The organism is Streptomyces sp. HUAS MS02, from assembly GCF_055702265.1.
The window spans coordinates 6,159,814-6,182,875 of sequence record NZ_CM146747.1; the positions used below are offsets into that span (position 1 = coordinate 6,159,814).

Genomic DNA, 23,062 nt, shown 5'->3' on the forward strand with positions numbered 1-23,062 from the left:
GGGATCTGGGTTCCCCCACCAGTCGGGGTGATCATGCCTGTACTCAGGGCTGCCACGAAGTTGGATTCAGTTCACTGAAGGGCGATCGTTCCAGCCCGAGGCCGAGTTGCCTGTTTCCGCAGCACACGTCGACCTCGTCAGCCCACTCACTGAGTTCCGTGTTTGGATCGGTCTTCTCCCACGACCGCACGTCGCCGCTGCACCGCCGCCGCGATGCTCACAGCCACCGCATCGGGAGCCTCATGCTCCCAGAACCGCATGACCTCCCACCCGGCGGCGACGAGGTGCTCGGTCGTCTCCGCGTCACGAGCCATGTTCCGGTCCAGCTTCTGGCGCCACCACTCTGCGTTCGACTTCGGCTGCGTCGCGTGTTCAGGGCAGCCGTGCCAGAAGCAGCCGTCGATCAGGACGGCCAGTTTGACCGACGGGAAGGCCACGTCGATCCGGCGTCGGGCCATGCCAGGCACGGGGTATTCGACGCGGTAGCGCAACCCGCCGGCGTGGAGCAGACGACGGACCGCCAGCTCGGCGGCGGTGTCTTTGCTGGCTTGCCTGCTCATGCGTGCCGAGACGGCCGGCGACAACGGCTTCATGGTGCTCAAGGCGGCTGCGCCTCACGATCTTGGCTCGGACCGGTCGAACTGCGAGTCCGCAGGGCCCGATCAGTCGAGCCGTTGGACTACGGCTGCGCTTCGATTCCATCACAGGGGCGGGGCCGATCGCATCGGGTCTTGGCGACCCTCGTCGTACCCTCCAGGGGAACCGGCGTCGCCTTGGGCACCCTAGGGCCACTCGCTTCCTCGCAGTGTCGTGATTCCGCGGCCCGCCTCAAGGGCGCTGCGCGTCGCCTTCGGCGATGGCCCTGCGGGCCACCCTTGACCCGGGCCGCGGAATCACTGGGAGAGAAGCGAGCGAGCGGCCCGGGAAAGTGGGGGCCCGGCCGAGTTCAGGTGGAGGCTGGCTGGGCTGTTGGGCGGGGGTGCGTGGCGCGGTCGCATTTCGCAAGCACGCCGGGTTTGCTTAGCGGCTCACAGGGAGTGGATGGGGTGCGGCCCGTGCCCCAACGGCTACGCCCCGTGGCACGTTTCGTACGGCCGGGTCGAGCCGCACCAGCACTCGGTTCCCCTCTGTGGGGGCCAGGAGATCGCCAGCCCCCGCGCCGCCAGCGTCGTCGCGTACTGCGGCAGCAGGGTCACGTCGTCCGGGGACGAGCTCTCCGATGCCGCGAACGCCTCGTACGACGGGACCGTGCCCGTCACGATGCCCAGGTTCGGGGTGCCGGAGACCGACAGCTCCCGTAGGGAGGCCTCTATCGTCGCCAGGTGTTCCTCGTGGGACGGGTACTCGGCGGTCAGGCCGGGGTAGGCCGAGACGAGTTCCGACAGCTCGGCCGTCGGCCAGTGCAGGACCGCCACCGGGAACGGGCGGGAGAGGGCCTCCCGGTACGCGCCCAGCTCCGCTCGTAGGCGGGAGATCTCGGCCTGGAGTTCCGCCGGGTTGTCCGAGCCCAGGGACCAGACGCGTTTCGGGTCGTGGAGTTCGTCCAGGGAGATCGAGGACGAGTGGAGGGTGTCCGCCACGGCGTCCCAGTTGTCGTGCGTCGCGCCCAGCATGCGGCGGACCCTGTGACGGCCGAAGAGGAGGGGGCGCGTGGCGTACGGGGGCTCCTCCACGTCCGTCAGGAGGAGGGTCACGGCTGCGGTGAAGGTGTCCTGGGCCGCTTCGAGTTCGTCGTGGGCCTCCAGGGCCTCGGCGACGATCACCCACGGAGCCGGGTCGCGCGGAGCGGCCGCGCGGACTCCGTCGATGATCGCGCGGGCCTCGGCCTCGTGGCCGTACTCCCAGAGGTTGGAGGCCTTGAGGGCGCGTACCAGGTGGGGGTTGTCGAGAGGGGCGGACGACGACAGCAGGCGGTCGTAGAGGGCTGTCGCGGTGGGGCGGTCGCCGGCCAGTTCCCGGTGGGCCGCTGCCTGCAGCAGCAGGTGCTCGGCGTCCTCCGGGTAGAGGTCGGCGGTCCGCTCCAGGCGTGCCGCTTCGGCGGTGTGGTCGACGTTCTCGGCAGGCGTGTCGGGGCGCATGGACGACACCGTACTGCCGATGGGGGACGGAAAGGGGGCGGAGGCGAGGTGCGGGTGGAGGCGGGGAGGTGGGAGGGCGCCACCGCCGGGGCGCGCACGCTCCCACCCCCACCCCGCTAGATCGTCACCCCGTCGATCTGCAGCGTCTGCACCGCGCCCGCCGCGAACGGGACCGCCACCGACTTGCCGTTCAGGAACGTGTCCGAGTACGCGCGGTAGCGGTCGGAGCCGCCTGAGGTGTGGGTGTTCCAGCGGGGGACCAGGCCGTTCGTGCCGCCGGTCACCGCCGTGAAGTTCGAGAGGTTGAAAGTGAAGGTCTGGGCCGTGGTCGCGGTGTTGATCGCCACGATCACCAGGCGCCGCGCCGCCGCGTCGTACGCCGCCGCCGTGTAGCTGGAGCCCGTGTCCAGGATCGTCATGCCCGGGCGGATGTGGCGGCTGAACTGCGCCATCACGTAGTACTTCGTCTCGATTGCGCCCGGCTGGAGCGTGTTCGCGTCGTACTTGATCATGCCCCAGCCCGCCGTCGGGTCCATCACCTGCCAGTAGACCCAGGCCGTGGGGTGCAGCCAGCGGAAGTCGTAACAGAGGTTGCGGGCGAGGGTCCAGCCCGAGCCGTCGCTGTCGCCCGTCTCCGAGTTCCACAGCTTCTTGCCGGACGTCGTCACCACGTCCGTGTAGAGGAGGTCCCGGCGGCCGTTCGCGCCCTGGTAGCCGTGCACGTTCACCTGGCTGACCAGGGACTTCGTGGAGGCGTTGAAGGAGCTCCACGTCGAGCGGGCCGTGTCGTAGTTCGTCTCGTCGGAGGCGGCGATACGGATGTTCGTCAGGCCCCGCTTGTCCAGCTCGCTGCGCATGTGGGGGAGTACGGCGGCCTGGACCGCCGGGTCCATGTGGCAGCCCTCCTGGGTGCCGGTCGCCGTCCACCACGACGACGCCGGCTCGTTGAAGGGGTCGACCGTCGCGAAGTTCACGCCCCAGTTGTTCTTGGCGCGCAGGGCCGTCGCCGCCAGGTGGGAGGCGTGCTGGCGGTAGTTCCAGGACTGGAGGTTGTTGCCGCCGCCGGAGGCGCCCGAGGGGTTGTGGTTCAGGCACATCCACCACATCGGGGAGTTCGCGAAGAGTTCGGTGGTCGCGCCGCGCGCCACCGCCTTCGTCAGGGCCGCGCGCTGGTTGCCGTCCGCGTTCCAGTTCCAGGCCGAGGACGCCGGGTCCTCGTTGGTCCAGTCCTGCCAGAAGCCCTCGATCTGCTTGAAGGCGGGGATGTTCGGTGACTCGACCATGGTCGAGCCCTCCACCGTGTTCCAGCTGCACGCGCCGAGGTTGTAGCGGGCGATGTTCATGCCCAGGCCGGGCAGCGCCGTGCCGTTGTACGTCGTCGTCTTCGTGGTGAACCACAGGTCGGCGAAGTCGTCCCGGGCGCCGAACACATTGGCCCACCAGGCGAGGGAGGTGCCCCAGCCCTCCCAAGTGCCGTACTTCGTGGCCGGGTTGATGGCGATCGTCGCGTCCGCGCTCGCCGTGCCCGTGCCGAGGGCCGTGCCGACGACCGCGCCGCCGGCCGCCGCCAGGAGTGCTCTGCGGCCGAAGGAGGGCGCGTTCCCCACGGTCCTGTCGGGTGTCGGGGACTCCGCCGTCGGTCTCTGTCGGTCGTTCGTGGGGTCGGGGGATGCGGTCATGTCAGCTCCGGGGGGTGCGGGTGCCGAGGAGAGGGAAGGAGGACGGGCGGGGATCCGTCGCCTTCCGGACTGCTGAGTGGGGACATCGGAAGAGTCAGGGGTGAGTGGTGAGGTTGTCGAGAGGTCTGACAGCGCTTTCTTCGGTTTCTTCCAAGGGTTGTGAGAAGGGGAGATGAAAGGCCGGTCGCTGTCGGGCCGGGCCCGCCTGCTCTGGGTCGCCGCGGAGTGCGCCGTCACCCTCGGGCTTGTGCTCCTCCTCTTCGTCGCCCATCAGTTGTGGTGGACCAACCGGCAGGCCCAGGAAGGGGCGGCCCGGGAGGTGGCCGCGCTGGAGCGCGCGTGGGCGCAGGAGGCACGGACAGAGAGGGCCTGGGCGGTACGGGCAGAGGGGAGCGACGGGGGTGAGGGGAGCGTCAAGGGCGACAAGGGCGGCGCGGGCAGCGTGGGGTCGGGGGCCGTTCGGGCCTACGCCGTGCTCGTCATCCCACGGCTCCATCTGCGGGCACCCGTCGCCGAAGGGGTCGGGAGGGCGGAGGTCCTCGACAAGGGGTTCGTCGGGCACTACCCGGGTACCGCGCTGCCGGGGCGGCCCGGGAACCTCGCCCTCGCCGGGCACCGCACCACCCACGGCGAGCCCTTCCGCCACCTCGACCGGCTCGAAACCGGTGACGAGGTGCGCGTCGAGACGCGGGACGCCGTCCACACGTACGTCGTCGACAGCACGCTCCCGCAGACCGCGCCCGGCGACGGCGGGGTCCTGCGGCCCGTCCCGCGCAGCGACGTGCGGCCGTCGTACGGGTATCGCGAGCCCGGTCACTACCTCACGCTCACCACCTGCACGCCCGCGTACACCTCCACGTACCGGCTCGTTGTCTGGGGGAAGCTGCGCTCGGTGCGCCTCAGATGAGAGCATGTGTGCGAGAGTCGTTCGAGAGTTGCGAGAGTTTTTTGAGAGGGGGAGCCGTGATCCGTAGCTGGGCCAGTCTTCGCCCCGCCGCGATGTTGCTGCTGCTCCTCTTCGAGGTCGCCGTCCTCGACACCGGCACGCTCTCCGCCGCCGTCGCCTTCGCCGCGACCGCCGCGGCCGGCTCCGCGTTCGCCGCCTGCGCGCTGATCGCCGCGCGCTGCGCGCCCGTCGTACCCCGCACGCGCGTCCGAACGGCCATCCGGGACCGTGAACGTCGTACGGCGTTCCTGCCCCAACGCGATCCCGACGCACGCGGGCGTACGCGCCCCCGCGCGCCCGGACATGCCCTCCTGACGGCCACCGCGTAGGGCACACCCGCACCCACATCTGCTCCACCCCACCTCGCCTCATCTCTCCGCTGTCCTGGCTGAGGTGGGTCTGTGCTCCGCACGCGGGCCGTCGCGCCGAGTCCGGTCGTCCGACCACGTTTCCGGTCGTCCGACCACTTCTCACCGGTACGACGAGACCCCTGGAGGGCTCACACCCATGTCCGTATTCGCCGACCTTGTCGCGCACCTCGCCGATCTGCTCCAGCCGCTGTTCCACGCCTCCGCGACCGCCGTCGCGATCGTCCTGTTCACGGCGCTCGTACGACTGCTCGTGCACCCCCTGTCGCGGGCGGCGGCGCGGGGGCAGCGGGCGCGGATCGCGTTGCAGCCGCAGATCGCGGAGCTGCGGAAGAAGCACGCGAAGAACCCCGAGAGGCTGCAGAAGGCACTGCTGGAGCTGCACACGAAGGAGAAGGTGTCGCCGCTCTCCGGCTGCCTGCCGAGCCTCTGCCAGCTGCCGGCCTTCTTCCTGCTCTACCACCTGTTCTCCAACACCACGATCGGCGGCGAGACCAACGCCCTCCTCACCCACCGGCTCTTCGCCGCCCCGCTCGGCGACCGCTGGGCCGACGCGCTCGCCCACGGCGGTGTGTTCGGGGCGCAGGGGCTCGTCTACGTCGGGCTGTTCGTGATCGTCACTGGGGTCGCGGCCTTCAACTTCCGGCGTACGAAGCGGATGATGGCCGCCGGTACGGCCGGGGTGCCGGCCGTGTCCGACGAGCAGCTGCCCGGGATGGCGGCGAGCATGGGGGCCGTCAGCAAGTTCATGCCGTTCCTGTCCTTCTTCACGCTGGTCACCGTGGCGGTGGTGCCGCTGGCGGCCGCGTTGTACGTGGTGACCAGCACGACGTGGACGGCGGTGGAGCGGGCGGTGCTGTATCCGTTGCCGGAGGCCGAGAACGACGGGGCCGCCGGGGCCGGGGCCGAGGTGGCGGCCGCCAAGACCGGCAGGGCCGCAAAGACGGCCAAGACCGCCAAGACCGCCAAGACCGCCAGGACCGCCGGGGTCGCAAAGACCACCAAGGTGGGGGCTGCCAAGACATCGGGGAGGCCGGGTAGGTCGGCGGCTGCTACCAAGCGGTAGTGATCCGAGGCGCGGGGCGAGCGGTCCAGTCCGTGAAGCGGGTCTTGCGGAGTGGACCATGACCTTGGACGATCGACCAGTCCTCCGATGGCTGCACCCATCGGTCGGGCGGCGGACGATCGAGGGAGTTGGCGACCATGAAGCTGCTACGAGTCGGTACGGCGGGCGCGGAGCGGCCCGCGCTGCTCGACGCCGAGGGGGTCCTGCGGGACCTCTCGGAAATCGTGCCGGACATCGACGGCGCGCTGCTCGCGGACGAGGCGGCGCTCGGGCGGGTCCGCGAGGCGGCCGAGAGCGGTTCGCTGCCCGTGCTGGACGCGGCGGGGCTGCGCGTCGGACCGCCGGTCGCCCGGATCGGCAAGATCGTCTGCATCGGGCTGAACTACCACGACCACGCGCGCGAGACGGGGGCCGAGCCGCCCGCCGAGCCGGTGATCTTCTTCAAGGCGGCGGACACGGTCGTCGGGCCGCACGACACGGTGCTCGTGCCGCGCCGGTCGACGAAGACCGACTGGGAGGTCGAGCTCGCCGTCGTCATCGGGCGGACCGCCCGGTACGTCGAGTCGCGCGAGGCCGCGCTGGAGCATGTCGCCGGGTACGCCGTCTCGCACGACGTGTCCGAGCGGGAGTTCCAGCTGGAGCGCGGCGGGACCTGGGACAAGGGCAAGAACTGCGAGACGTTCAACCCGTTGGGGCCGTGGCTGGTCACCGCCGACGAGGTACCGGACCCGCAGAAGCTGGGGCTCCGGCTGTGGGTCAACGGGGAGCTGAAGCAGGACGGCACGACCGGGGAGCAGATCTTCGCGGTGGGTGAAGTCGTGCGGTACGTCAGCCAGTTCATGACGCTGTATCCCGGGGACGTCATCAACACGGGGACGCCGGCGGGGGTGGCCCTGGGGGAGCCCGAGCCGAAGCCGTTCCTGCGGGCCGGGGACGTCGTGGAGCTGGAGATCGACGGGCTGGGGCGGCAGCGGCAGGAGTTCGGCAACGCGTAGGCGCTCCGCTCGGGGCCGGGTGCCTAAGGGGTGGGGGGCTGCTGTTTGTTGGCGGCTGCGGGTGCGTGGGGGCCTGTCGCGCAGTTCCCCGCGCCCCTGAGGGCGCGGGTGGACCCGGCGGTTGTCAGGTGCTCTTGAAGCGTTGCAGGGCCTCCACCACCATGGCGTGGTCCTCCAGTTGGGGGAGGCCCGAGACCGTCACCGTGCCGATCACGCCTGTCCCCTCCACCGTCAGGGGGAAGGAGCCGCCGTGTGCGGCGTACTGGTCCGGGTCCAGGCGGGAGGACTCCTCGAAGGTCGTGCCCTTGGCGCGGAAGCGGGCGCCGACGAGGTAGGAGGAGTTCGCGTAGCGCTCCACGACCCGGCGTTTGCGGTCGATCCAGGCGTCGTTGTCCGCGGCCGAACCGGGCAGGGCGGCGTGGAAGAGCTGCTGGGGGCCGCGGCGGATGTCGATGGCCACGGGGGCGTTCCGCTCGCGGGCCAGCTCCACCAGCAGGGAGCCCAGGGTCCAGGCGTCCTCGTGGGTGAAGCGGGGGAGCACCAACTGGCGCTCCTGTGCTTCCAGTTCCTCGATGGTCGGGGTCTCGTGGGTCGTCACAGCTTCACCGCCACACCCTCGCGCGCGGACTTGCGGGCCGCCTCCAGTACGTCGAGCGCGGCGGCGGCCTCGTACGCCGTGACCGGGTTCTCGCCGGTGCCCTGCAGCGCGGCGGCCACGGCCGCGTAGTACGCGGGGTAGTCGCCGGGGAGGGTCGGGACGGGGCGGCCGCCGTCGGTCAGCGGGGAGTCGCCGGCGCCGACGCGGCCCCAGAACTCCTCGGGCTCCTGGCCCCAGGCGGCGCCGGGGGTGGGGCGCTCGCCCTCGCGGAGGGCCGCCTCCTGGGGGTCGAGGCCGTACTTGACGTAACCCGCCTCGGAGCCCAGCACGCGGAAGCGCGGGCCGAGTTGGGGGGTCACGGCGGAGGCGTAGAAGTGGGAGCGGACGCCGTTCGTGTGCGTCACGGCGATGAACGTGTCGTCGTCCGTCTCGGCGCCGGGGCGGCGCAGGTCGGACTCCGCGTACACCAGGGTGGCGGGGCCGAAGAGGGTGAGGGCCTGGTCCACGACATGGCTGCCCAGGTCGTAGAGGAGACCTCCGATCTCCGTGGGATCGCCGGACTCGCGCCAGCCGCCCTTCAGTTGGGGGCGCCAGCGTTCGAAGCGGGACTCGAAGCGGCGGATCTCGCCCAGTTCGCCGTCGGAGAGGAGGCGGCGGAGGGTCAGGAAGTCGTTGTCCCAGCGGCGGTTCTGGAAGACGGAGAGCAACAGGCCGCGCGCGTCCGCGAGGGCGGCCAGCTCGCGCGCCTCGGCCGCCGTACCGGCCACCGGCTTGTCGACGACGACCGCGAGGCCCGCCTCGAGGGCGGCGGTGGCGATCGGGACGTGCGTCTTGTTGGGGGAGGCCACGACGACCAGGTCCAGCTCGTCCGCCCGGGACCAGAGCTCGTCCGCCGTGGCCGCGAGCCGTACGTCCGGGAACTCGGCGCGGGCCTGCGCCTGGCGCTCCGCGTTCGACGTGACGACCGTGTCGAGGGTCAGGCCGTCCGTCGCGGCGATCAGCGGGGCGTGGAAGACGGAGCCGGCGAGGCCGTAGCCGACGAGGGCGACGCGCTGGGGCCTGTCTGTGCTGGTGCCTGTCATACCACCCACTTAAGCAACGCTGTTGCCAAAGTGCAAGCGCGAGGGACAATGGGGGTGTGGACGGCAACGGGATCGGTGACGGGTTCGGCGACAGGGTCGGCGACGGGATCGGCGACGGGATCGGTCGAGGGCGGCAGAACGGCAACGGCGGCGGTAATGGCGGTGGCAACGGGGGCGGTCTCGGGCGGACCGGTGGTGTCGCGGGCGTGAACCTGCTCGCGTTGCGCAGTCACAACGGGGCGCTGGTGCTGGATCTGTTGCGCAGGGCGGGGGCGGCCGGGATAAGCCGGCTGGAGCTGGCGGAGCGGACCGGGCTCACTCCGCAGGCCGTCAGCAAGATCACCGCACGGTTGCGGGCGGACGGGTTGGCGACGGAGGCGGGGTACCGGGCGTCCACCGGTGGCAAGCCGCGCACCGTACTGCGGCTCGTGCCGGACGCCGGGCACGCGATCGGCCTCCACCTCGACCGCGACGAGCTGACGGCCGTGCTCTGCGATCTGACCGGGGCGGTGGTCGCGCTGCGACAGGCGCCGCTGTATCTGGGCGCCGGGGCGGACAACGTGGTCGAGGGCGCGGCGCGTGAGGTGGAGGCTTTGCTGGCGGAGGCGAGTGAGGGGCGGAGGGTGGGGGCTGGGGGTTATCGGGGCGGTGACGTCGCCGACGCCGGTTCCGGTCCCGGTTCCGGTTTGGGTTTCGGTTTCGAGGGCGGCACCGGCACCGATGCCGCGTCCGTGGCCGACGTGGCTTCCGGCTCCGATCCTCATGGTCCCCCTCTCCTCTCCGTGCTCGGTGTCGGAGTCGCTCTGCCCGGGCCCCTCGATCATCTGCACGGTGTCTTGCACCGGGTCACCGGGTTTCCCGAGTGGGACGGGTTTCCGTTGCGGGCGGCGCTGGCGCGGCGGCTGGGGATGCCGGTGGTCGTGGACAAGGACACCAACGCGGCGGCCCTGGGGCTCGCGGCGGCCGCGGGGTCGCACGGGTCGTTCGCCTACCTCCATCTCGGTACGGGCCTGGGTGCCGGACTCGTGATCAACGGGTCCGTCCACCGGGGGGCCCGGACCAGGGCCGGGGAGTTCGGGCACCAGGTCGTTCAGCTGGACGGGCCGAGGTGCGAGTGCGGGAACCGGGGGTGCGTCGAGGCGCTGTGCCTCGCGGCGGTGGCGCGGGGGGACGTGGCGGAGGCGGCGCGGGTGCTCGGGACGGGGGCCGCCAACCTCGTGGGGCTCCTCGACATCGAGCTCGTGCTGTTGGGCGGGCGTACGGTCGAGGCTCAGCCGGAGGAGTTCGTGCGGGGGGTCGGGTTCGTGCTCGACGAGTGGGCTCGGTTGCAGGGAGAGGATCCGGCCGTGCCGGTGCGGGTTGCCGGGGGCGGGGTGTCGGCGGTTGCGGAGGGGGCGGCTCAGCTGCTGCTCGCGCCGTTGTTCGGGCGGGAGGACGGGTGACGGGGTAGTCGGTGAGGGGGTGGGGGCGATGCGCCCGGGCGCGGTGGGGGTGGGGGCCGATGCGCCGGGGCGCCGTGGGCGCCGTGGGGGGCGGTTGGTGGGCGGCTGCGGGTTGTGTGGGGTTGCTCGCGTAGTTCCCCGCGCCCCTGAAAACGACCCGGGGTGTGCGCAGCCGGCGCCTGAAGAGTGGCCCGCGGCTTTCTCTGCCCCATCGATGGCCCGCGGTTCTTGAAGTGAGCCGGTCGCTCCGCTGATCGAGCGGATATTCGGGTCTGATCCCGGGGCCCCGGGGCGTGGCGGGGCTTGTCGGGGCGGGTGGGTGGCATGGTCATGTGTTCATGCGACTGTGTACGTGCCTGACCCTTGCCCTCGCCGCCGCAGCCGCGCTCGTCAGTGGTCCCGCGGCGGCGGCCACCGTGCCCGCGCCCGCGTCGGACGCCCTGCGGACCGGCTGCGTCGGTGACGACAGCGGCGCCTTCCCCATCCGGACCCGTATCCGCGGCGGCCCCACCACCTACGTCGCCGGCGGCGGCTTCCACACCTGGGCCGTGGAGCTCACCAACACCACCTCCCGGACCTGCGGCAACATCCACCCGGTCGTCGTGCTGGCCGACACCGCGCGCACGCTGAAGCGGAGCCAGCCGCAGTTGGAGTTCTACGACGACGCCGACGACACCACCCCCCGGCCGGTGACCTTCGAACGGACCGACGCGGACGAACTGGTCGGCGTTCTCGGCGGGGACGGGAACGGCGGCGGAACCGGCTTCACCGTGCTGCCCGGCCGCACTCTGGCCGTCAAGGTCCGCCTCTCCCTCACCTCCGACGCGACCGCGCCGAACGAGGTCGTGGCGAACGCGGCCGTCGTCGAGCGGCGCGGCGACGACGGCACGTGGGTGGGGGAGTCGAACGACTACCGCTTCCGGATCACCGACGAGGAGGAGGACGAGGACGGGACGGAGGCCGGCCAGGACAGCGGCGGGGCGGCGAAGGAGAGAGGCGGCACGACGGCCGTACCGGACGAGCGGCGGCCGTACCCCGACGAGCTGGCCGCCTCGGGCATGCGCGAGGCCCTCCCGTACGTCACCGGCCTCCTGCTCCTGGCCGCCGGCGGCCTGCTGACGGCCACGGTCCGCAGACGGGCGCGCTGACGACACGAGACCGACACCCGCCCGCCGACGTCCACCCGTGCATGGCGCCCCCGACCCCCACACCCCGCTGACCTGAAGCGACCCCGGTCTCAGCGGCCAAGATCGGCCTCCTCTTTTCGGCCAGGCCTCACTAGGGTTGGGGCGGACCCGGACGTACGGACGACGGATGCACAGGCGTACGGACGTACGGGCGTGCGGATGTACGGACGGACGTACGGACGTACGGCAGGTACCGACAGACGCCGGCAGGAGATCGCACATGGCAGAGCGCAAGCCCATCGAGTCGTGGCTCACCGACATGGACGGGGTGCTCATCCATGAGGGCGTGCCGATCCCCGGCGCCGACGCCTTCATAAAGAAGCTCCGCGACTCCGGCCGCCCCTTCCTGGTGCTCACCAACAACTCGATCTACACCCCACGCGACCTGCACGCCCGCCTCTCCCGCATGGGCCTGGACGTGCCCGTGGAGAACATCTGGACCTCCGCCCTGGCGACCGCCCAGTTCCTGGACGACCAGCGGCCCGGCGGCACCGCGTACGTCATCGGCGAGGCGGGGCTGACGACCGCCCTGCACGACATCGGGTACGTCCTCACCGACCACGAGCCCGACTACGTCGTCCTGGGCGAGACCCGCACGTACTCGTTCGAGGCGATGACGAAGGCGGTCCGGCTGATCAACGGCGGCGCCCGTTTCATCGCCACCAACCCGGATGAGACCGGCCCCTCCACCGAGGGCCCGCTGCCCGCGACGGGGGCCGTGGCCGCGCTGATCACCAAGGCGACCGGGCAGAAGCCGTACTTCGCGGGCAAGCCGAACCCGCTGATGATGCGCACCGGGCTCAACGCGATCGGCGCGCACTCCGAGACCAGCGCGATGATCGGCGACCGTATGGACACCGACGTCCTCGCGGGCATTGAGGCCGGGATGGAGACCTTCCTCGTCCTCACCGGTCTGACCACCCCCGAGCAGATCGAGAAGTTCCCCTACCGCCCCTCGAAGGTCGTGAACTCGATCGCGGACCTCGTGGACCGTCTCTGAGTCCGGGAGTCCGGGAGTCCGGGAGTCCGGGAGTCCGGGAGTCCGGGAGTCCGGGGGTCCGGGAGTCCGGGGGTTCGGTCGGCCGATCGCCCGCCCGGCGAGGTCGCCGAGTGCCCGGCCCCGGATAAACCCCCTGACACCCGTACGGAGCAGTCGGGGCGCCTCCCCGGATGCGTCCCGGCACCCGGCGGGGGAGTCTCAGGGGTGTCTGGAGGTTCACCATGGGCTCAGTGCGAGTCACTCTCTGTGCCGGGACGGTGGTCGCGGCGGCGCTCGCCGCGTCGGCACCCTCGGCCCACGCGACCGACCCGGCGAACGTCTCGGTGGTGCCGGCCTCGCCGGTCCCGGGCACCGACATCCAGGTACGGGCCGGGGGCTGCGGCGGGCAGACCGGAACGGCCGTCTCGGCCGCGTTCGTCGCGGACGCGCGGCTCACCCAGCTCACCGGCAGGAGCCCCGGCACGCTTGCCGGGGAGACCCGCGTCCGCTCCTCGCTCGACCCCGGCACCTACGCGGTACGGATCACGTGCGACGGCAGGGAGGACAAGGTCGCGGGGACGATCAAGGTCGGCGGCGAAGGAAAGCCCACGACCGGTCTCAGGCCCCCGCCGGGCCTCAGACCCCCGACCGGCACCACACTCCCGTCGACGAAGCCGTCCGGGATCAAGCCGCCCGTGACCGGGCCGACCGCGACCGAAGCACCGCCGGTGGCCGAGCGGCCCGTCGGCGATCCGCCCGCCGGTGAACGCCCCGCCGCTCGGCAGCCCTCGTCGCCCTCCTCCCCGATCGCCCCCGTCCGTGCGGGCGGTGGCGGCGCGGCTGCCCAACTCGCGGCGGCCGACCCGGTGGACGCGCGTGGCTCGGCCGACCCGGCCAACTCCTTGGACGACGCCCGGCACACCGGCCCCGGCGCCCGCCACGCGGTGGTCGGCCTGGTCCTCGCCGGGGTCGCGGCGGTGGCGGTCGTGGCGCGTGGTGCGCGCCGGGGCCGCGACCGCCGTACGGAATAGGGGGCCGTCGTGTCCGGACGGGACTATTCCGACCGCGGCTACGACAACGGCTACGACTACGGCGGCGTCGGCGAACGCGGTTTCGGCGGAGGGTCCGGCGGCGGGACCGGCCGGGTCGTCACCGGTGTCGCGTGGGCCGTACTGCTGCTCGGGCTGTGGCTGTGGGGCCGCGAGGTCACCGACGTACGGCAGGGCGGCTCCGCGCCGACCACCGGGGACGTGGCCGCCGTGGGACGGCCCGCCCAGGCCGAACTGCCGCCCGCCGCCGAGCCGTTGAAAGGCGCGCGACCGCAGCGGCTGGACATCCCCTCGATGGGGGTGCAGGCGCCGGTCGTGGCGCGCGGCCTCGACCGGGACGGGGCGGTCGAGCCGCCGTCGTACGCTCAGCCGGGCGTCGTCGGCTGGTACGCGGGTGGCGCGCGGCCCGGAGCGTCGGGGGCCGCGCTGTTCGTCGGGCACGTCGACACCGAGACCCGGCCGGCCGTCTTCTACAAGCTGAGCGCGCTGCGCGTCGGGGAGAAGATCCGGGTGGCCCGCAGCGACGGGCGGATGGCCGAGTTCACCGTGGACGACGTGCGGGTCATCGGCCGCGACGAGTTCGACGCCCGACAGGCCTACGGCGTACGGCAGTCCGGGCGGGCCGAACTCCGACTCGTCACCTGCGGCGGCACGTTCGACAAGGCGAGCCGCACCTACACGGCGAACGTCGTCGTCAACGCGTACCTCAGCGGAACGGGGCCGTGACCGACACGGTACTTCGACCGGCACGGCGCCTTGACAGGCGGGACTTTGACCGGAAAGCGATCAGTGCACAGCCCCCGGTGGTACGCAACCCCGGCACCTGCGAAGACGCCGTGCTCCCGGCCCGGTCGGCGACCCGCTCCCCCCGGGGCCGCCGACCGGGCCGGTCCTCGACCGCGGGTGCTCGGGTCGCGGGAGTGACCCGGCGCCGACGCGGGAGGTCTGGGGGCGTGGAGCCCGCGGGAGGGTGTGACGGGCCGGAGGCCGGGGCCGTTCGACTGCGACTCTAGGGCGTGGGGGCGCCACCGGCTAGAGGCTGTCAGAGGCTGTTTGACGCCAAGTCTAAGGATCGTTGCTCTCTGTCATGGGGGCAGGTGGCGGCCGTGCGGGCGCGTTCCGGTGCGTGTGTTCCCGGCGGTGCCGCCGGGCGGATGGTGATGACCTCGTGGGCGAGGCGGGACTTATGTCAGGATTGGGGCTTACGACACGCTGCACCCAAGGGGGAGTTGGATGTACGGCGGTAGGGGGGCCGGGGTTCGGGCGTGCGGGGCGGTGATGGGGGTCGCGTTACTGCTCGCCGGCTGCTCCGGGGGAGACGACGGGGACGACGGCGACGGCGGGAAGGGCCGGGCCTCCGGTTCCGGCATCACCCAACAGCCGAACGGCACGGACCCGTTCTGGGTCAACCCGGAGGGGAACGCGGCGGCGCAGGTCGCCGCCTATGAGAAGGCCGGCAAGGACAAGGACGCCAAGCTGATCCGCAGGATCGCCGAGCAGCCGACCGGCGAGTGGATCGGCCCGGAGAACCCGGAGCGGGAGGCCAAGGGCTTCACCGTGGCCGCGGATGAGGCCGACCGGGACGCCGTGCTCGTCCTCTACAACATCCCGCACCGCGACTGCGGCCAGTACTCCGGCGGGGGCGCCGCCGACGGCGACGCGTACCGGGCGTGGATCGACGGCGTGGCCCGGGGCATCGGGGACCGTCCGGCCACGATCGTGCTGGAGCCGGACGCGGTGCTCCACGTGGTGGACGGCTGTACGCCGCAGGAGTTCCACGAGGAGCGTTACGACCTGCTGAAGGGCGCGATCGAGACGCTGGGCGGGCTGAAGAACACGAAGGTGTATCTGGACGCGGGCAACGCCGGCTGGGGCGACCCCGAGGAGATCTACGACCCCCTCAAGTGGGCCGGTGTCGAACAGGCCGACGGCTTCGCCGTCAACGTGTCGAACTTCTACACCACCGAGGATTCCATCGAGTACGGCAGGCAACTCTCCGCGAAGATCGGGGACAAGCCCTTCGTCATCGACACCAGCCGCAACGGCAACGGTCCTTGGAACGAGGGCGACGAGGACGAGCGCTGGTGCAATCCGCCGGGGCGGGCGCTCGGGGAGACCCCGACGACGAAGACCGCGGACCCTCTCGTGGACGCGTACCTCTGGGTCAAGCGCCCCGGGGAGTCGGACGGGGAGTGCAAGGGCGGGCCCAAGGCGGGCGAGTGGTGGCCGGAGTACGCGCTGGATCTGGCGAAGGCGTCCGACTGACCTCGCGCAGTTCCCCGCGCCCCTGAAAGCGAAAAGCACGGGCTGCAGCCCGTGCTTTTCAATGCGCGGGGAACTGCGCGACCAGCCCCCACGCACCCGCACCCGAAAACGGCGAAACCCAGCGGAGCGCTACGGCACCTTCACCCAGCGCGCCTCGCTCGGCACCCCCGCGTCATCCGTCACGAACAGCATGTACCAGCCCGACTGCACCAGATTCCGGTTCTTCGGCACGGTCACCGTGATCTCGTCCCCGGTCACCTCGAAGTCCACCTCGATCGACTTCTGGTCCACGTCGGTCACATGCGTCGACGCGCTGGGCCGGATCAGCCGCGCCGACTCGATCGACGACCCGTGCCGCGTGCCGAACGTCGCCTTCCCGCCCCGCGCGGCCGTCTTGGGCCCCCCGGTCAAGGTCGGCCGGGCGTCCTGGAAGAGGTACGGCGGCGTATAGATCTCGATCCGCTGTTCGAACTCTCCCGGCTTGGTGTTGGCCTTGTCGGCGTACAGGGAGTCGGATCCGAAGAACACGACCCGCCCGTCCGGCAGCAGGATCGACCCGGAGTGGTAGTTCCGGCCCACCAGGGGGTCGGCGACCCGTCGCATCTGGCCCGTCCGCGCGTCGTACAGCCGCGCTTCGAGGATGTTGGAGTCGCCGCGCCCCCGATAGTCCTCCGAGCCGCCGGAGATGAGGACGGTGTCGTCGGGCAGGATCGAGGCCTGCGGGTACCGCGTGCCCTTCGCCAGCCGCGGCCCGTCCACGAACCGCGGCCGGTCGGCCAGCAGATCGATCACCCGGGTCCGCTTGCTGGAGCGCTCCGACTCACCGACCCCGCCCCCGCCGATGACCATGTACGTCTCGTCCTGCGCCGGGGGCAGCAGCACGGTCCCGGCGGTCTCCAGCAGCTTGCTGTCGCTCATGCCGGGGACCTTGGTGAACTTGTTGGTTTTCAGATCCCAGATCCCGGGGTCGCGCCCGATGTCGTCCGGCCCGTACCCCGCGTTGGCGCCCGAGTAGAACAGCTTGCCGTTCTGCATCAGGGAGATCGCCGGGTAGGTCGGGAACTGCTGTTCCTCCTTCGTGTACGTCCACTTCTGCGTCCCGGGGTCGTAGATCTCGTTCTTGCCCGGGACCAGCTGTCCGATCTCGTCGAGGCCGGACAGCGAGAGCACGGTGCCGTCCGACAGGGTCGTCAGCGTGGGGTACCAGCGGGCCTCGTTCATCGGGTCGACCTTGATGTACTTCTCGGCGACCGGATCGAACTCGTAGGCGTCCTTGATCCCCTGGAAGTCCTTCTTGTCGAGGGCGAGCTTCTGCGCGATGCCGTACGTGTTCCGCGCGTCCTCGCCCTTCAGGCCGACGACCTTGTAGTTGTCCTCCGTCCCCGTCTCGTACCGCTTGCCGCTGCGCTCGGCCTCGACGTAGGCGCGGGCGATCCCCGGCTCGTTGCCGGTGAACTTGCCGGTGTCCGGATCGAAGGTCTTGACGGCCTTCTTGAGCTCGACGTCGTCCTTGAGGACGAAGGTCTTGCCGTTCGCCTTGCCGACGAACCGGGTGCCCGCCTTCAGGCTCATCCCCTTGTCGGGGTTCTCGTTGTGGATGATCATCAGGCCGCCGGCCTTGGTGACATCGCCCTTCAGCTTCTCGTAGCGCTTGGTGCCGCCCGCGATCAGCAGATTGCCGTTGGACAGCTGGGTGTGACCCGTGCAGAACAGGTCGGCCGGGGTCGGCACCCGCTTGATCGTCTGCTTGACCGGGTCCCAGACACGGGTGTCGAACTTCTTCTTGTCGAAGTTCTCCGCGTCGTTGCCCGAGCCGGCGATCAGCAGGATCTTGCCGGTGTGCAACAGGGCGGCGTGGATGGTGTTCTGCCGGTACTTCTCCGGGAACTCCACGATCTGCCAGTGCCCGTTGGCGGCCTTGTACTCGGGTCTGCTGATCTTGTACTCGTGGTACTTCTCGGTACTGAAGCGGTACACCCACGGCCCGTTCATCCCGGCGAGCGCGAGGACCACCGCCGCGCCGATCGCGAGGCGACGGGCGCGGCGGCGGCCTGCACGGTCCTTCATTCCTTACGTCCCCCAAGTCCGCCCAGGGCGATCTGCATGGTCTGGTCGCTACCCCCGCCGCCCGACCCGGACGCCGCCCAGCTCGGCTTGTGCTGCGGAGCGTGCGGCGCGTGTGGGGCGTGCGGTGCGCGGGGTGGCGCGAACGGTGTGGGAGCCGCCTCGGGCGGCGCCACCATGGACCCCTGCAGTTCGGCCGCGGCAGCGGCCTTCTTCCGGTCCTGGCGCAGCATGTAGCGCCAGGCGAAGATGGGGAGGGCGGTGATCATCATGGCGAAGGTGGCCCAGATGATCATCGCGGGGTGCGCGTTGCCGAAGACGAACCCGGCGGCGATCGAGGCACCGAAGATGACGATGAAGTACCAGTGGTACCGGAAGGTGCCGAACCACCGGTCCGGGCTCGCCGAGTCCCCCTTGGGCGTGACCACGAACTTGCTCTTGCGCCGCAGCGCCGAGTCGATCAGGGCCTTCGCGTAGAGCGGCGCGGACAGCGCGGACATCACCATGCCCGCCACACCGCCGGAGCCCTCCGGCTCGTGCGGGGAGACGTTGTGCCGGCGGTTCCAGACGTACAGGCCTATCTGGAGCGCGGAGGCGTTGCCGTAGAGCATCAGCCACACCACCGGGTCGATGTTCACGCCCGAGGCACCGAGGCCCAGGAACAGAGCGCAACTCAGCGCCGCCAGAATCCAGTTGAGCGCCGACATCGGGTAGAAGATGATCATCATCGTGTAGTTGAAGAGCTTGGTCGGCGGCAGCGAGTACCAGCCCTTCCAGTACTGCTTGAGGATCGTCTCGTACGTCCCGCGCGACCAGCGCATCTGCTGGGTGAAGAAGTCCGTCCAGGCGCTGGGCCCCTCACCGACCGCGAGGACGTCCGGGGTGTATACGGAACGCCACTTGCGACCCGTCGCCGGGTTCTTGTGGCGGTGGATCTCGAAACCGGTGGCCATGTCCTCGGTGATCGAGTCGTACAGCCCGCCGATCTGCTTGAGCGCCTTGATCCGTACGGCGTTGGAGGTGCCGACGAACATGGGGGCCCCGTACTTGTTGCCGGCGCGCTGGATCAGCGCGTGGAACAGGAACTGCTGGGACTCGGCGGCCTTGGTGACGAAGTTGTCGTAGTTGCCGTACACCTGGGGGCCGATGACGAAGCCGATGTCCGGGTCCCGGAAGAAACCGAGCATCCGCTCCAGGTAGTTGGGCAGCGGGATGTGGTCGGTGTCGACCGAGGCGAAGAAGTCGTAGTCGTCGCCGTGCGCGTCGAGCCAGGCGTTGTAGTTGCCGTGCTTGGTCTTGGCGCGGTGCGGCCCCTTGGGCTGGTTCCACTTCGCGATGCCCTTGCGGGAGAAGTGGTGCACGCCCAGGCGCGCGCAGACCGCCTTCACGTCCGGGTCGTCGCCCTCGTCGAGCAGCCAGACGTGCAGCAGTCCGCGGTGGCGCAGCCGCACCGCGGCCTCCAGGGTCTTCGTCACCATCTCCAGCGGCTCCTTGCCGGGCACGAAGGAGGTGAGGAAGGCGACTCTGGTGCCGGTCTCGGGCACCACCGGGATCGGGTCGCGGGCGACCAGGGTGGCGTGCGCGTTCGACAGCACGTTCATGCAGCGGAAGAACTCGATCAGGCCGATCGAGATCAGCATGACCAGGTCGAGGGCGGGCAGGAACTCGTACTCGACGTAGTCGCGCTTGGTCCAGTGCTCCTGCTGCAGCAGCCAGGCCAGCAGGACCAGGGAGAGCAGCGGCGCGGCGGCCAGCATCAGGGCGACCCTGAGGCGGTGCGGCTCCTGGGAGATCAGCGACCGGTACTGCACCTTGTACGGCTTGGTCGGGTCGGGTTGGGTGAGCGGGCCGGCGAGGCGGCTGTAGTGCTCGTAGTCGTATCTCGGAAGGGTCTTCCTGAGCTTGCGCAGGGCTCCGGTGCGGGACGGCACCTTGAGCCGGGTCGTATCGGATGGGTCGTGGTTGTGCCGGGCGCCCGTCGGCGTCGACGTCATGAGTCATCCCCCCGCACACACATCGAGTGTGTGTTCGTCGGTTTTTCGTCCGAATCGGTCCCCCTCGACCGTTACGGACGCATCAGTGGGTCATCGTCACCATGTGATCTACACCATGGAGACACGGGACGAAGACCATCCGGTTGCATTGATGCCCCCTCGGCATCTTTTGTGCCCGAGCGCGTACGGCGCGCACCTCGTCGAGGGCCCCAGATCCCCACCCCGGGGCACAAACCGCCCAAGGCTCCCCAACCGTCATGTATCCGCAGTCTCTTACGGCCCAGGGTTCTATGGTGCTCATCTTGATCGCAAGATGCGAAACACGGCGTTTACCGGTCATACGCGGACATGGGTGTATTGGTGGAGGAACTGTGGGGAGTGGGAGGGGAGTGCGAGGGGGGCGAGGGGAGTGCCCGGGGTGATGCGCACATGCGGAGAGGCCCCTCGCGATTCGCTCGCGAAGGGCCTCTCCGGTCGGTGCGCCGCCAGGGACTCGAACCCCGGACCCGCTGATTAAGAGTCAGCTGCTCTAACCAACTGAGCTAGCGGCGCGCGGGAAGAACTTTACCGGAGGGACGGGGGTGCTCCCGACCACGCGCGCTCCGGTCGGGCGAGGTGCCGCGGGCTCAGTCCTCGACCTGGAACACATTGTCCGCCGAAACGGGGTCCGAGAGCGGTCGAAGGACCAAGTCCCGGACTCGGCCCCGGTGTTCAACCCGCGCGAAGCGGCCCGCGATCCGCTGCGTCAGGCCCTCGAATGACTCCTGCCGACGGGCACGGTCTACGCTGTGACCGGCGGCCACCGCATGATCTCCAGTCTTCACACCCTGATGATCAACGGTGGTCGCATGCGTTTTTCACGGCGCCCTCACCGCAGATCGTGCCAGGAGGACATATGCGACACGGTGAAGTCTGGTGGGTCGAGTTTGATGAGCGACGGCCGGTCGTGCTGCTGCCGGGAGACGAGGCGTCCGGGTTTCGGGCGATGCAGGTCGTCGCTCCGGCGGGCGTCGACATCAGCGGTCTGGGCGTGGAAGTGGCCGTGGGTGCCACGGAAGGACTGCCCTTCGAAGGCGTGCTGCGGTTCGCGTTCGCGCGTCCGGGCTTCACCCCGTGCACGTGGCTGACCATCGTGTCCCGGGACGACCTGGTCGAGCGGGCAGGCGTGCTGTCCCCCGGGAAGCTCAGCGAGATCGAGGACGCCCTCCGTGTTACCGGACAGCCGCAGGAGTGGACCGAGTCGGCAGCCGCGAAGCTCAGCGAGATGAAGGATGCCCTCCGCCTCGGCGGACTGGAGTGAGCGGGCAAGGGGCGGACGCCGCCGACGGCGTATCCGACCTCGGGGCGGTTCGCCACCTGGCCGAGGAGGTCGACGTGTCGTCAGGTTGCGACGCGCGGCGCCGGCGCTCGGTGCCGACGCCCCGCCGAGGCGGCCGGGTACATCATTTGGACCGTCAACATGCGACACCCGAGGACGGTTGAGAAACTGACGGGCGTGCAGAAGCGTGGAATTCTTCGGTCGGTTCGCGAGGGGAATCGTATGGGGACTCCGGTATTCGAGGAGATCGATCCGGGGGCCGATTGCGAATGCCCCGGCTGTGTCCACTGGCGGCGGGTCATGCCGTACTCGACGCGGTACGCCCATCTGAGTCATCCGGCGGCCAGGACCGCCCGGAACGCCCTCGTCGTGGCCACCGCCGCCGGTGCCGCACTCGGCGCGGGGCATGCCGTACCGGCGTTCGCGGCGGCCCACGGTCCGACCGTCCCCGGTGCCGTTCCCGCAGGTGAGGAACCGAAGACCCCGCAGGGGAAGAAGGCGCCGCTGCACGGCCCCGGCGGACGTCCGACGGGCGGGGGCAAGCCGCTGAAGGGGGTGAGGACACCGCCCACCACACGCGCCGAGATCATCGAACGGGCCAAGAAGTGGATCGCGGACGAGGTGCCGTACAGCATGCGCGAGTACTGGTCCGACGGTTATCGCCAGGACTGCTCGGGGTTCGTTTCCATGGCCTGGAACCTCCCCGGAAACGAATGGACGGGCAGCCTCGACAAGTTCGCGCAGCGGATTTCCAAGGACCGGCTGGAACCCGGTGACATTCTGCTCTTCCACAATCCGAAGGACCCGCAGCAGGGCTCGCACGTCGTGATCTTCGGCGGCTGGACGAGCCGTGCGCGGACCCACTACATCGCCTACGAGTCGGCCCGCCCGTACGCCCGCAGGCAGGCCACGCCGTACGGGTACTGGAACAACGCGACCCGCTATGTGCCGTACCGCTACAAAGGATTGGTCCCCGACGGCGCGGGTTCTCCGGACGACGAGACGGACGGCCTGAACGGCTCCGGCGGCTCCGACGGGTCCGCCGGCGAGGGTTCCGGCAGTGGCTCCGGCGGCGTCGAGAGCGCCGCCGCACCGGGGGGCGAGCCCGGCGCGAAGGGGGCCGCCGGGCCGTCGGCCGGGGATCGCTTCCCCGGCGCCGCCGCCTTCGGGCCCGGCGCGCGGAACAAGCACGTCGCCCGGCTGGGGCAGATGCTGGTGGCGCGCGGCGGGGCCCGTTTCTACACCGGTGGCCCGGGACCGATCTGGTCGGACAGCGACCGCAGGGCCACCCGGGCGTTCCAGCGGGCGCAGGGCTGGTCCGGCCGGCACGCCGACGGGATTCCGGGGCCGCTGACCTGGTCGTACCTGGTCACCGGGAGGGGCAGGGACATCCCGCCGGCGCCGGCGGGGAGCCCCGGCCCCCAGGGCGCACCGGCCGGCCGGCCCAGGCCCCCCGTGGTGCACCGCCCGACGGGGAATCCGGGAGCACCGGACAGGCCGGGCCCGTCCGCCAGACCCGGCTCATCCCACAAGCCCGGCTCCCCCCACGATCCCGGCTCACCCCTCAGGCCCAGCTCACCTCTCAAGCCCGGGTCGGCCGTCAGGCCCGGGGCGTCCGCCAGGCCCGGCTCGTCCGGGGTGCCCGTCGAGTCCGGTGCCCCGGACACCGTGGGCACCCCCCTGACACCCGCCTCGCACGGTGTCCGCGGCTATCCGGGGCGCGGCATGTTCCGCCCGGGCGCGGACAACGTGTTCGTCACCAGGTTGGGGAAGCGGCTGGTCGAGAAGGGGTTCGGGAAGTACTACACCTCGGGCCCGGGGCCGCGTTGGGGCGAGTCGGACCGGCGGAACGTGGAGGCGTTCCAGCGGGCCCAGGGGTGGCGCGGCGGCGCGGCGGACGGCTATCCGGGTCCGGAAACCTGGCGCCGCCTGTTCTCCTGACCCTCGCTCCA

Annotated in this window: 18 protein-coding genes, 1 tRNA gene and 2 pseudogenes; 12 read left to right on the forward strand and 9 right to left on the reverse strand. The window is 70.8% G+C overall.

Annotated features, from left to right (window positions below; translation table 11 throughout):
- Positions 1-146: 146 nt before the first annotated feature.
- From ACZ9QC_RS26525 to ACZ9QC_RS26535, 3 genes are all read right to left on the reverse strand, one after another.
- Positions 147-560: a very short patch repair endonuclease gene (locus ACZ9QC_RS26525; RefSeq protein WP_472921815.1), complete on the reverse strand. Its 414-nt coding sequence runs from the start codon at positions 558-560 to the stop codon at positions 147-149.
- 507 nt (positions 561-1,067) lie between these two features.
- Complete coding sequence (locus tag ACZ9QC_RS26530; RefSeq protein ID WP_472915406.1) at positions 1,068-2,078, reverse strand: tetratricopeptide repeat protein; 1,011 nt, start codon at positions 2,076-2,078, stop codon at positions 1,068-1,070.
- Positions 2,079-2,194: 116 nt separating this feature from the next.
- Positions 2,195-3,757: a glycoside hydrolase gene (locus tag ACZ9QC_RS26535; RefSeq protein WP_472915407.1), complete on the reverse strand. Its 1,563-nt coding sequence runs from the start codon at positions 3,755-3,757 to the stop codon at positions 2,195-2,197.
- Between the two features lie 172 nt (positions 3,758-3,929).
- Here ACZ9QC_RS26535 and ACZ9QC_RS26540 point away from each other — a divergent pair, with 172 nt between their 5' ends.
- From ACZ9QC_RS26540 to ACZ9QC_RS26555, 4 genes and pseudogenes are all read left to right on the forward strand, one after another.
- On the forward strand, positions 3,930-4,664 hold the full coding sequence (locus tag ACZ9QC_RS26540; protein WP_472915408.1) for a class E sortase: 735 nt from the start codon (positions 3,930-3,932) through the stop codon (positions 4,662-4,664).
- Positions 4,665-4,720: 56 nt separating this feature from the next.
- On the forward strand, positions 4,721-5,032 hold the full coding sequence (locus ACZ9QC_RS26545; RefSeq protein ID WP_472915409.1) for a DUF6412 domain-containing protein: 312 nt from the start codon (positions 4,721-4,723) through the stop codon (positions 5,030-5,032).
- A 178-nt stretch (positions 5,033-5,210) separates the two neighbouring features.
- Positions 5,211-5,933, forward strand: a pseudogene (locus tag ACZ9QC_RS26550) (YidC/Oxa1 family membrane protein insertase); the annotation flags it as partial.
- A 341-nt stretch (positions 5,934-6,274) separates the two neighbouring features.
- Positions 6,275-7,132: a fumarylacetoacetate hydrolase family protein gene (locus tag ACZ9QC_RS26555; protein ID WP_472915410.1), complete on the forward strand. Its 858-nt coding sequence runs from the start codon at positions 6,275-6,277 to the stop codon at positions 7,130-7,132.
- Between the two features lie 124 nt (positions 7,133-7,256).
- On the opposite strand, the gene ACZ9QC_RS26560 is transcribed toward ACZ9QC_RS26555, so the two are convergent.
- Both ACZ9QC_RS26560 and ACZ9QC_RS26565 read right to left on the reverse strand, forming a co-directional pair.
- Entirely contained in the window at positions 7,257-7,730 is a 474-nt protein-coding gene (locus tag ACZ9QC_RS26560) for a heme-degrading domain-containing protein (RefSeq protein ID WP_472915411.1), read from the reverse strand.
- On the reverse strand, positions 7,727-8,812 hold the full coding sequence (locus ACZ9QC_RS26565) for a Gfo/Idh/MocA family oxidoreductase (protein ID WP_472915412.1): 1,086 nt from the start codon (positions 8,810-8,812) through the stop codon (positions 7,727-7,729). The genes ACZ9QC_RS26560 and ACZ9QC_RS26565 overlap by 4 nt, the downstream gene beginning before the upstream one ends.
- Before the next feature lie 119 nt (positions 8,813-8,931).
- On the opposite strand from ACZ9QC_RS26565, the gene ACZ9QC_RS26570 reads away from it, so the two are divergent.
- The 6 genes from ACZ9QC_RS26570 to ACZ9QC_RS26595 all read left to right on the forward strand — a co-directional run bounded on the left by ACZ9QC_RS26570 (position 8,932) and on the right by ACZ9QC_RS26595 (position 15,734).
- A complete protein-coding gene (locus ACZ9QC_RS26570; RefSeq protein WP_472921816.1) occupies positions 8,932-10,254 on the forward strand; it encodes an ROK family transcriptional regulator in 1,323 nt (440 codons plus the stop codon).
- Positions 10,255-10,592: 338 nt separating this feature from the next.
- Positions 10,593-11,402 carry a cell wall protein gene (locus ACZ9QC_RS26575; protein WP_472915413.1) on the forward strand — a complete coding sequence of 270 codons (810 nt, stop codon included), beginning with the start codon at positions 10,593-10,595 and terminating at the stop codon, positions 11,400-11,402.
- Between the two features lie 259 nt (positions 11,403-11,661).
- Entirely contained in the window at positions 11,662-12,441 is a 780-nt protein-coding gene (locus ACZ9QC_RS26580; protein ID WP_472915414.1) for an HAD-IIA family hydrolase, read from the forward strand.
- A gap of 221 nt (positions 12,442-12,662) precedes the next feature.
- Positions 12,663-13,451, forward strand: a complete 789-nt coding sequence (locus ACZ9QC_RS26585; RefSeq protein ID WP_472915415.1) for a hypothetical protein — start codon at positions 12,663-12,665, stop codon at positions 13,449-13,451.
- 9 nt (positions 13,452-13,460) lie between these two features.
- Entirely contained in the window at positions 13,461-14,195 is a 735-nt protein-coding gene (locus tag ACZ9QC_RS26590) for a class F sortase (RefSeq protein WP_472915416.1), read from the forward strand.
- A 507-nt stretch (positions 14,196-14,702) separates the two neighbouring features.
- Positions 14,703-15,734: a glycoside hydrolase family 6 protein gene (locus ACZ9QC_RS26595; protein ID WP_472915417.1), complete on the forward strand. Its 1,032-nt coding sequence runs from the start codon at positions 14,703-14,705 to the stop codon at positions 15,732-15,734.
- A gap of 129 nt (positions 15,735-15,863) precedes the next feature.
- Here ACZ9QC_RS26595 and glxA read toward each other — a convergent pair whose 3' ends face one another.
- The 4 genes and pseudogenes from glxA to ACZ9QC_RS26615 all read right to left on the reverse strand — a co-directional run.
- Positions 15,864-17,801, reverse strand: a complete 1,938-nt coding sequence (glxA, locus tag ACZ9QC_RS26600) for a radical copper oxidase GlxA (protein WP_472915418.1) — start codon at positions 17,799-17,801, stop codon at positions 15,864-15,866.
- Positions 17,798-19,792 (reverse strand): glycosyltransferase family 2 protein, encoded by a 1,995-nt coding sequence (locus ACZ9QC_RS26605; RefSeq protein WP_472915419.1) that lies wholly within the window; start codon positions 19,790-19,792, stop codon positions 17,798-17,800. The genes glxA and ACZ9QC_RS26605 overlap by 4 nt, the downstream gene beginning before the upstream one ends.
- A gap of 478 nt (positions 19,793-20,270) precedes the next feature.
- A tRNA-Lys gene (locus ACZ9QC_RS26610) sits at positions 20,271-20,344 on the reverse strand.
- A 113-nt stretch (positions 20,345-20,457) separates the two neighbouring features.
- Positions 20,458-20,595 (reverse strand): annotated as a pseudogene (locus tag ACZ9QC_RS26615) (IS701 family transposase); the annotation flags it as partial.
- Between the two features lie 92 nt (positions 20,596-20,687).
- Between ACZ9QC_RS26615 and ACZ9QC_RS26620 the strand changes: the two are divergent.
- Entirely contained in the window at positions 20,688-21,092 is a 405-nt protein-coding gene (locus ACZ9QC_RS26620; RefSeq protein ID WP_472915420.1) for a type II toxin-antitoxin system PemK/MazF family toxin, read from the forward strand.
- A gap of 240 nt (positions 21,093-21,332) precedes the next feature.
- Positions 21,333-23,051 carry a peptidoglycan-binding protein gene (locus ACZ9QC_RS26625; RefSeq protein WP_472915421.1) on the forward strand — a complete coding sequence of 573 codons (1,719 nt, stop codon included), beginning with the start codon at positions 21,333-21,335 and terminating at the stop codon, positions 23,049-23,051.
- Positions 23,052-23,062: the final 11 nt, after the last annotated feature.

What these genes read in the sequence shown, in the direction of transcription:
- ACZ9QC_RS26525 (WP_472921815.1), bottom strand. Translation starts at nt 560, where the DNA reads ATGAGCAGGCAAGCCAGCAAAGACACCGCCGCCGAGCTGGCGGTCCGT.
- ACZ9QC_RS26530 (WP_472915406.1), bottom strand. Translation starts at nt 2,078, where the DNA reads ATGCGCCCCGACACGCCTGCCGAGAACGTCGACCACACCGCCGAAGCG.
- ACZ9QC_RS26535 (WP_472915407.1), bottom strand. Translation starts at nt 3,757, where the DNA reads ATGACCGCATCCCCCGACCCCACGAACGACCGACAGAGACCGACGGCG.
- ACZ9QC_RS26540 (WP_472915408.1), top strand. Translation starts at nt 3,930, where the DNA reads ATGAAAGGCCGGTCGCTGTCGGGCCGGGCCCGCCTGCTCTGGGTCGCC.
- ACZ9QC_RS26555 (WP_472915410.1), top strand. Translation starts at nt 6,275, where the DNA reads ATGAAGCTGCTACGAGTCGGTACGGCGGGCGCGGAGCGGCCCGCGCTG.
- ACZ9QC_RS26565 (WP_472915412.1), bottom strand. Translation starts at nt 8,812, where the DNA reads ATGACAGGCACCAGCACAGACAGGCCCCAGCGCGTCGCCCTCGTCGGC.
- ACZ9QC_RS26575 (WP_472915413.1), top strand. Translation starts at nt 10,593, where the DNA reads ATGCGACTGTGTACGTGCCTGACCCTTGCCCTCGCCGCCGCAGCCGCG.
- ACZ9QC_RS26580 (WP_472915414.1), top strand. Translation starts at nt 11,662, where the DNA reads ATGGCAGAGCGCAAGCCCATCGAGTCGTGGCTCACCGACATGGACGGG.
- ACZ9QC_RS26585 (WP_472915415.1), top strand. Translation starts at nt 12,663, where the DNA reads ATGGGCTCAGTGCGAGTCACTCTCTGTGCCGGGACGGTGGTCGCGGCG.
- ACZ9QC_RS26595 (WP_472915417.1), top strand. Translation starts at nt 14,703, where the DNA reads ATGTACGGCGGTAGGGGGGCCGGGGTTCGGGCGTGCGGGGCGGTGATG.
- glxA (WP_472915418.1), bottom strand. Translation starts at nt 17,801, where the DNA reads ATGAAGGACCGTGCAGGCCGCCGCCGCGCCCGTCGCCTCGCGATCGGC.
- ACZ9QC_RS26605 (WP_472915419.1), bottom strand. Translation starts at nt 19,792, where the DNA reads ATGACGTCGACGCCGACGGGCGCCCGGCACAACCACGACCCATCCGAT.
- ACZ9QC_RS26620 (WP_472915420.1), top strand. Translation starts at nt 20,688, where the DNA reads ATGCGACACGGTGAAGTCTGGTGGGTCGAGTTTGATGAGCGACGGCCG.
- ACZ9QC_RS26625 (WP_472915421.1), top strand. Translation starts at nt 21,333, where the DNA reads ATGGGGACTCCGGTATTCGAGGAGATCGATCCGGGGGCCGATTGCGAA.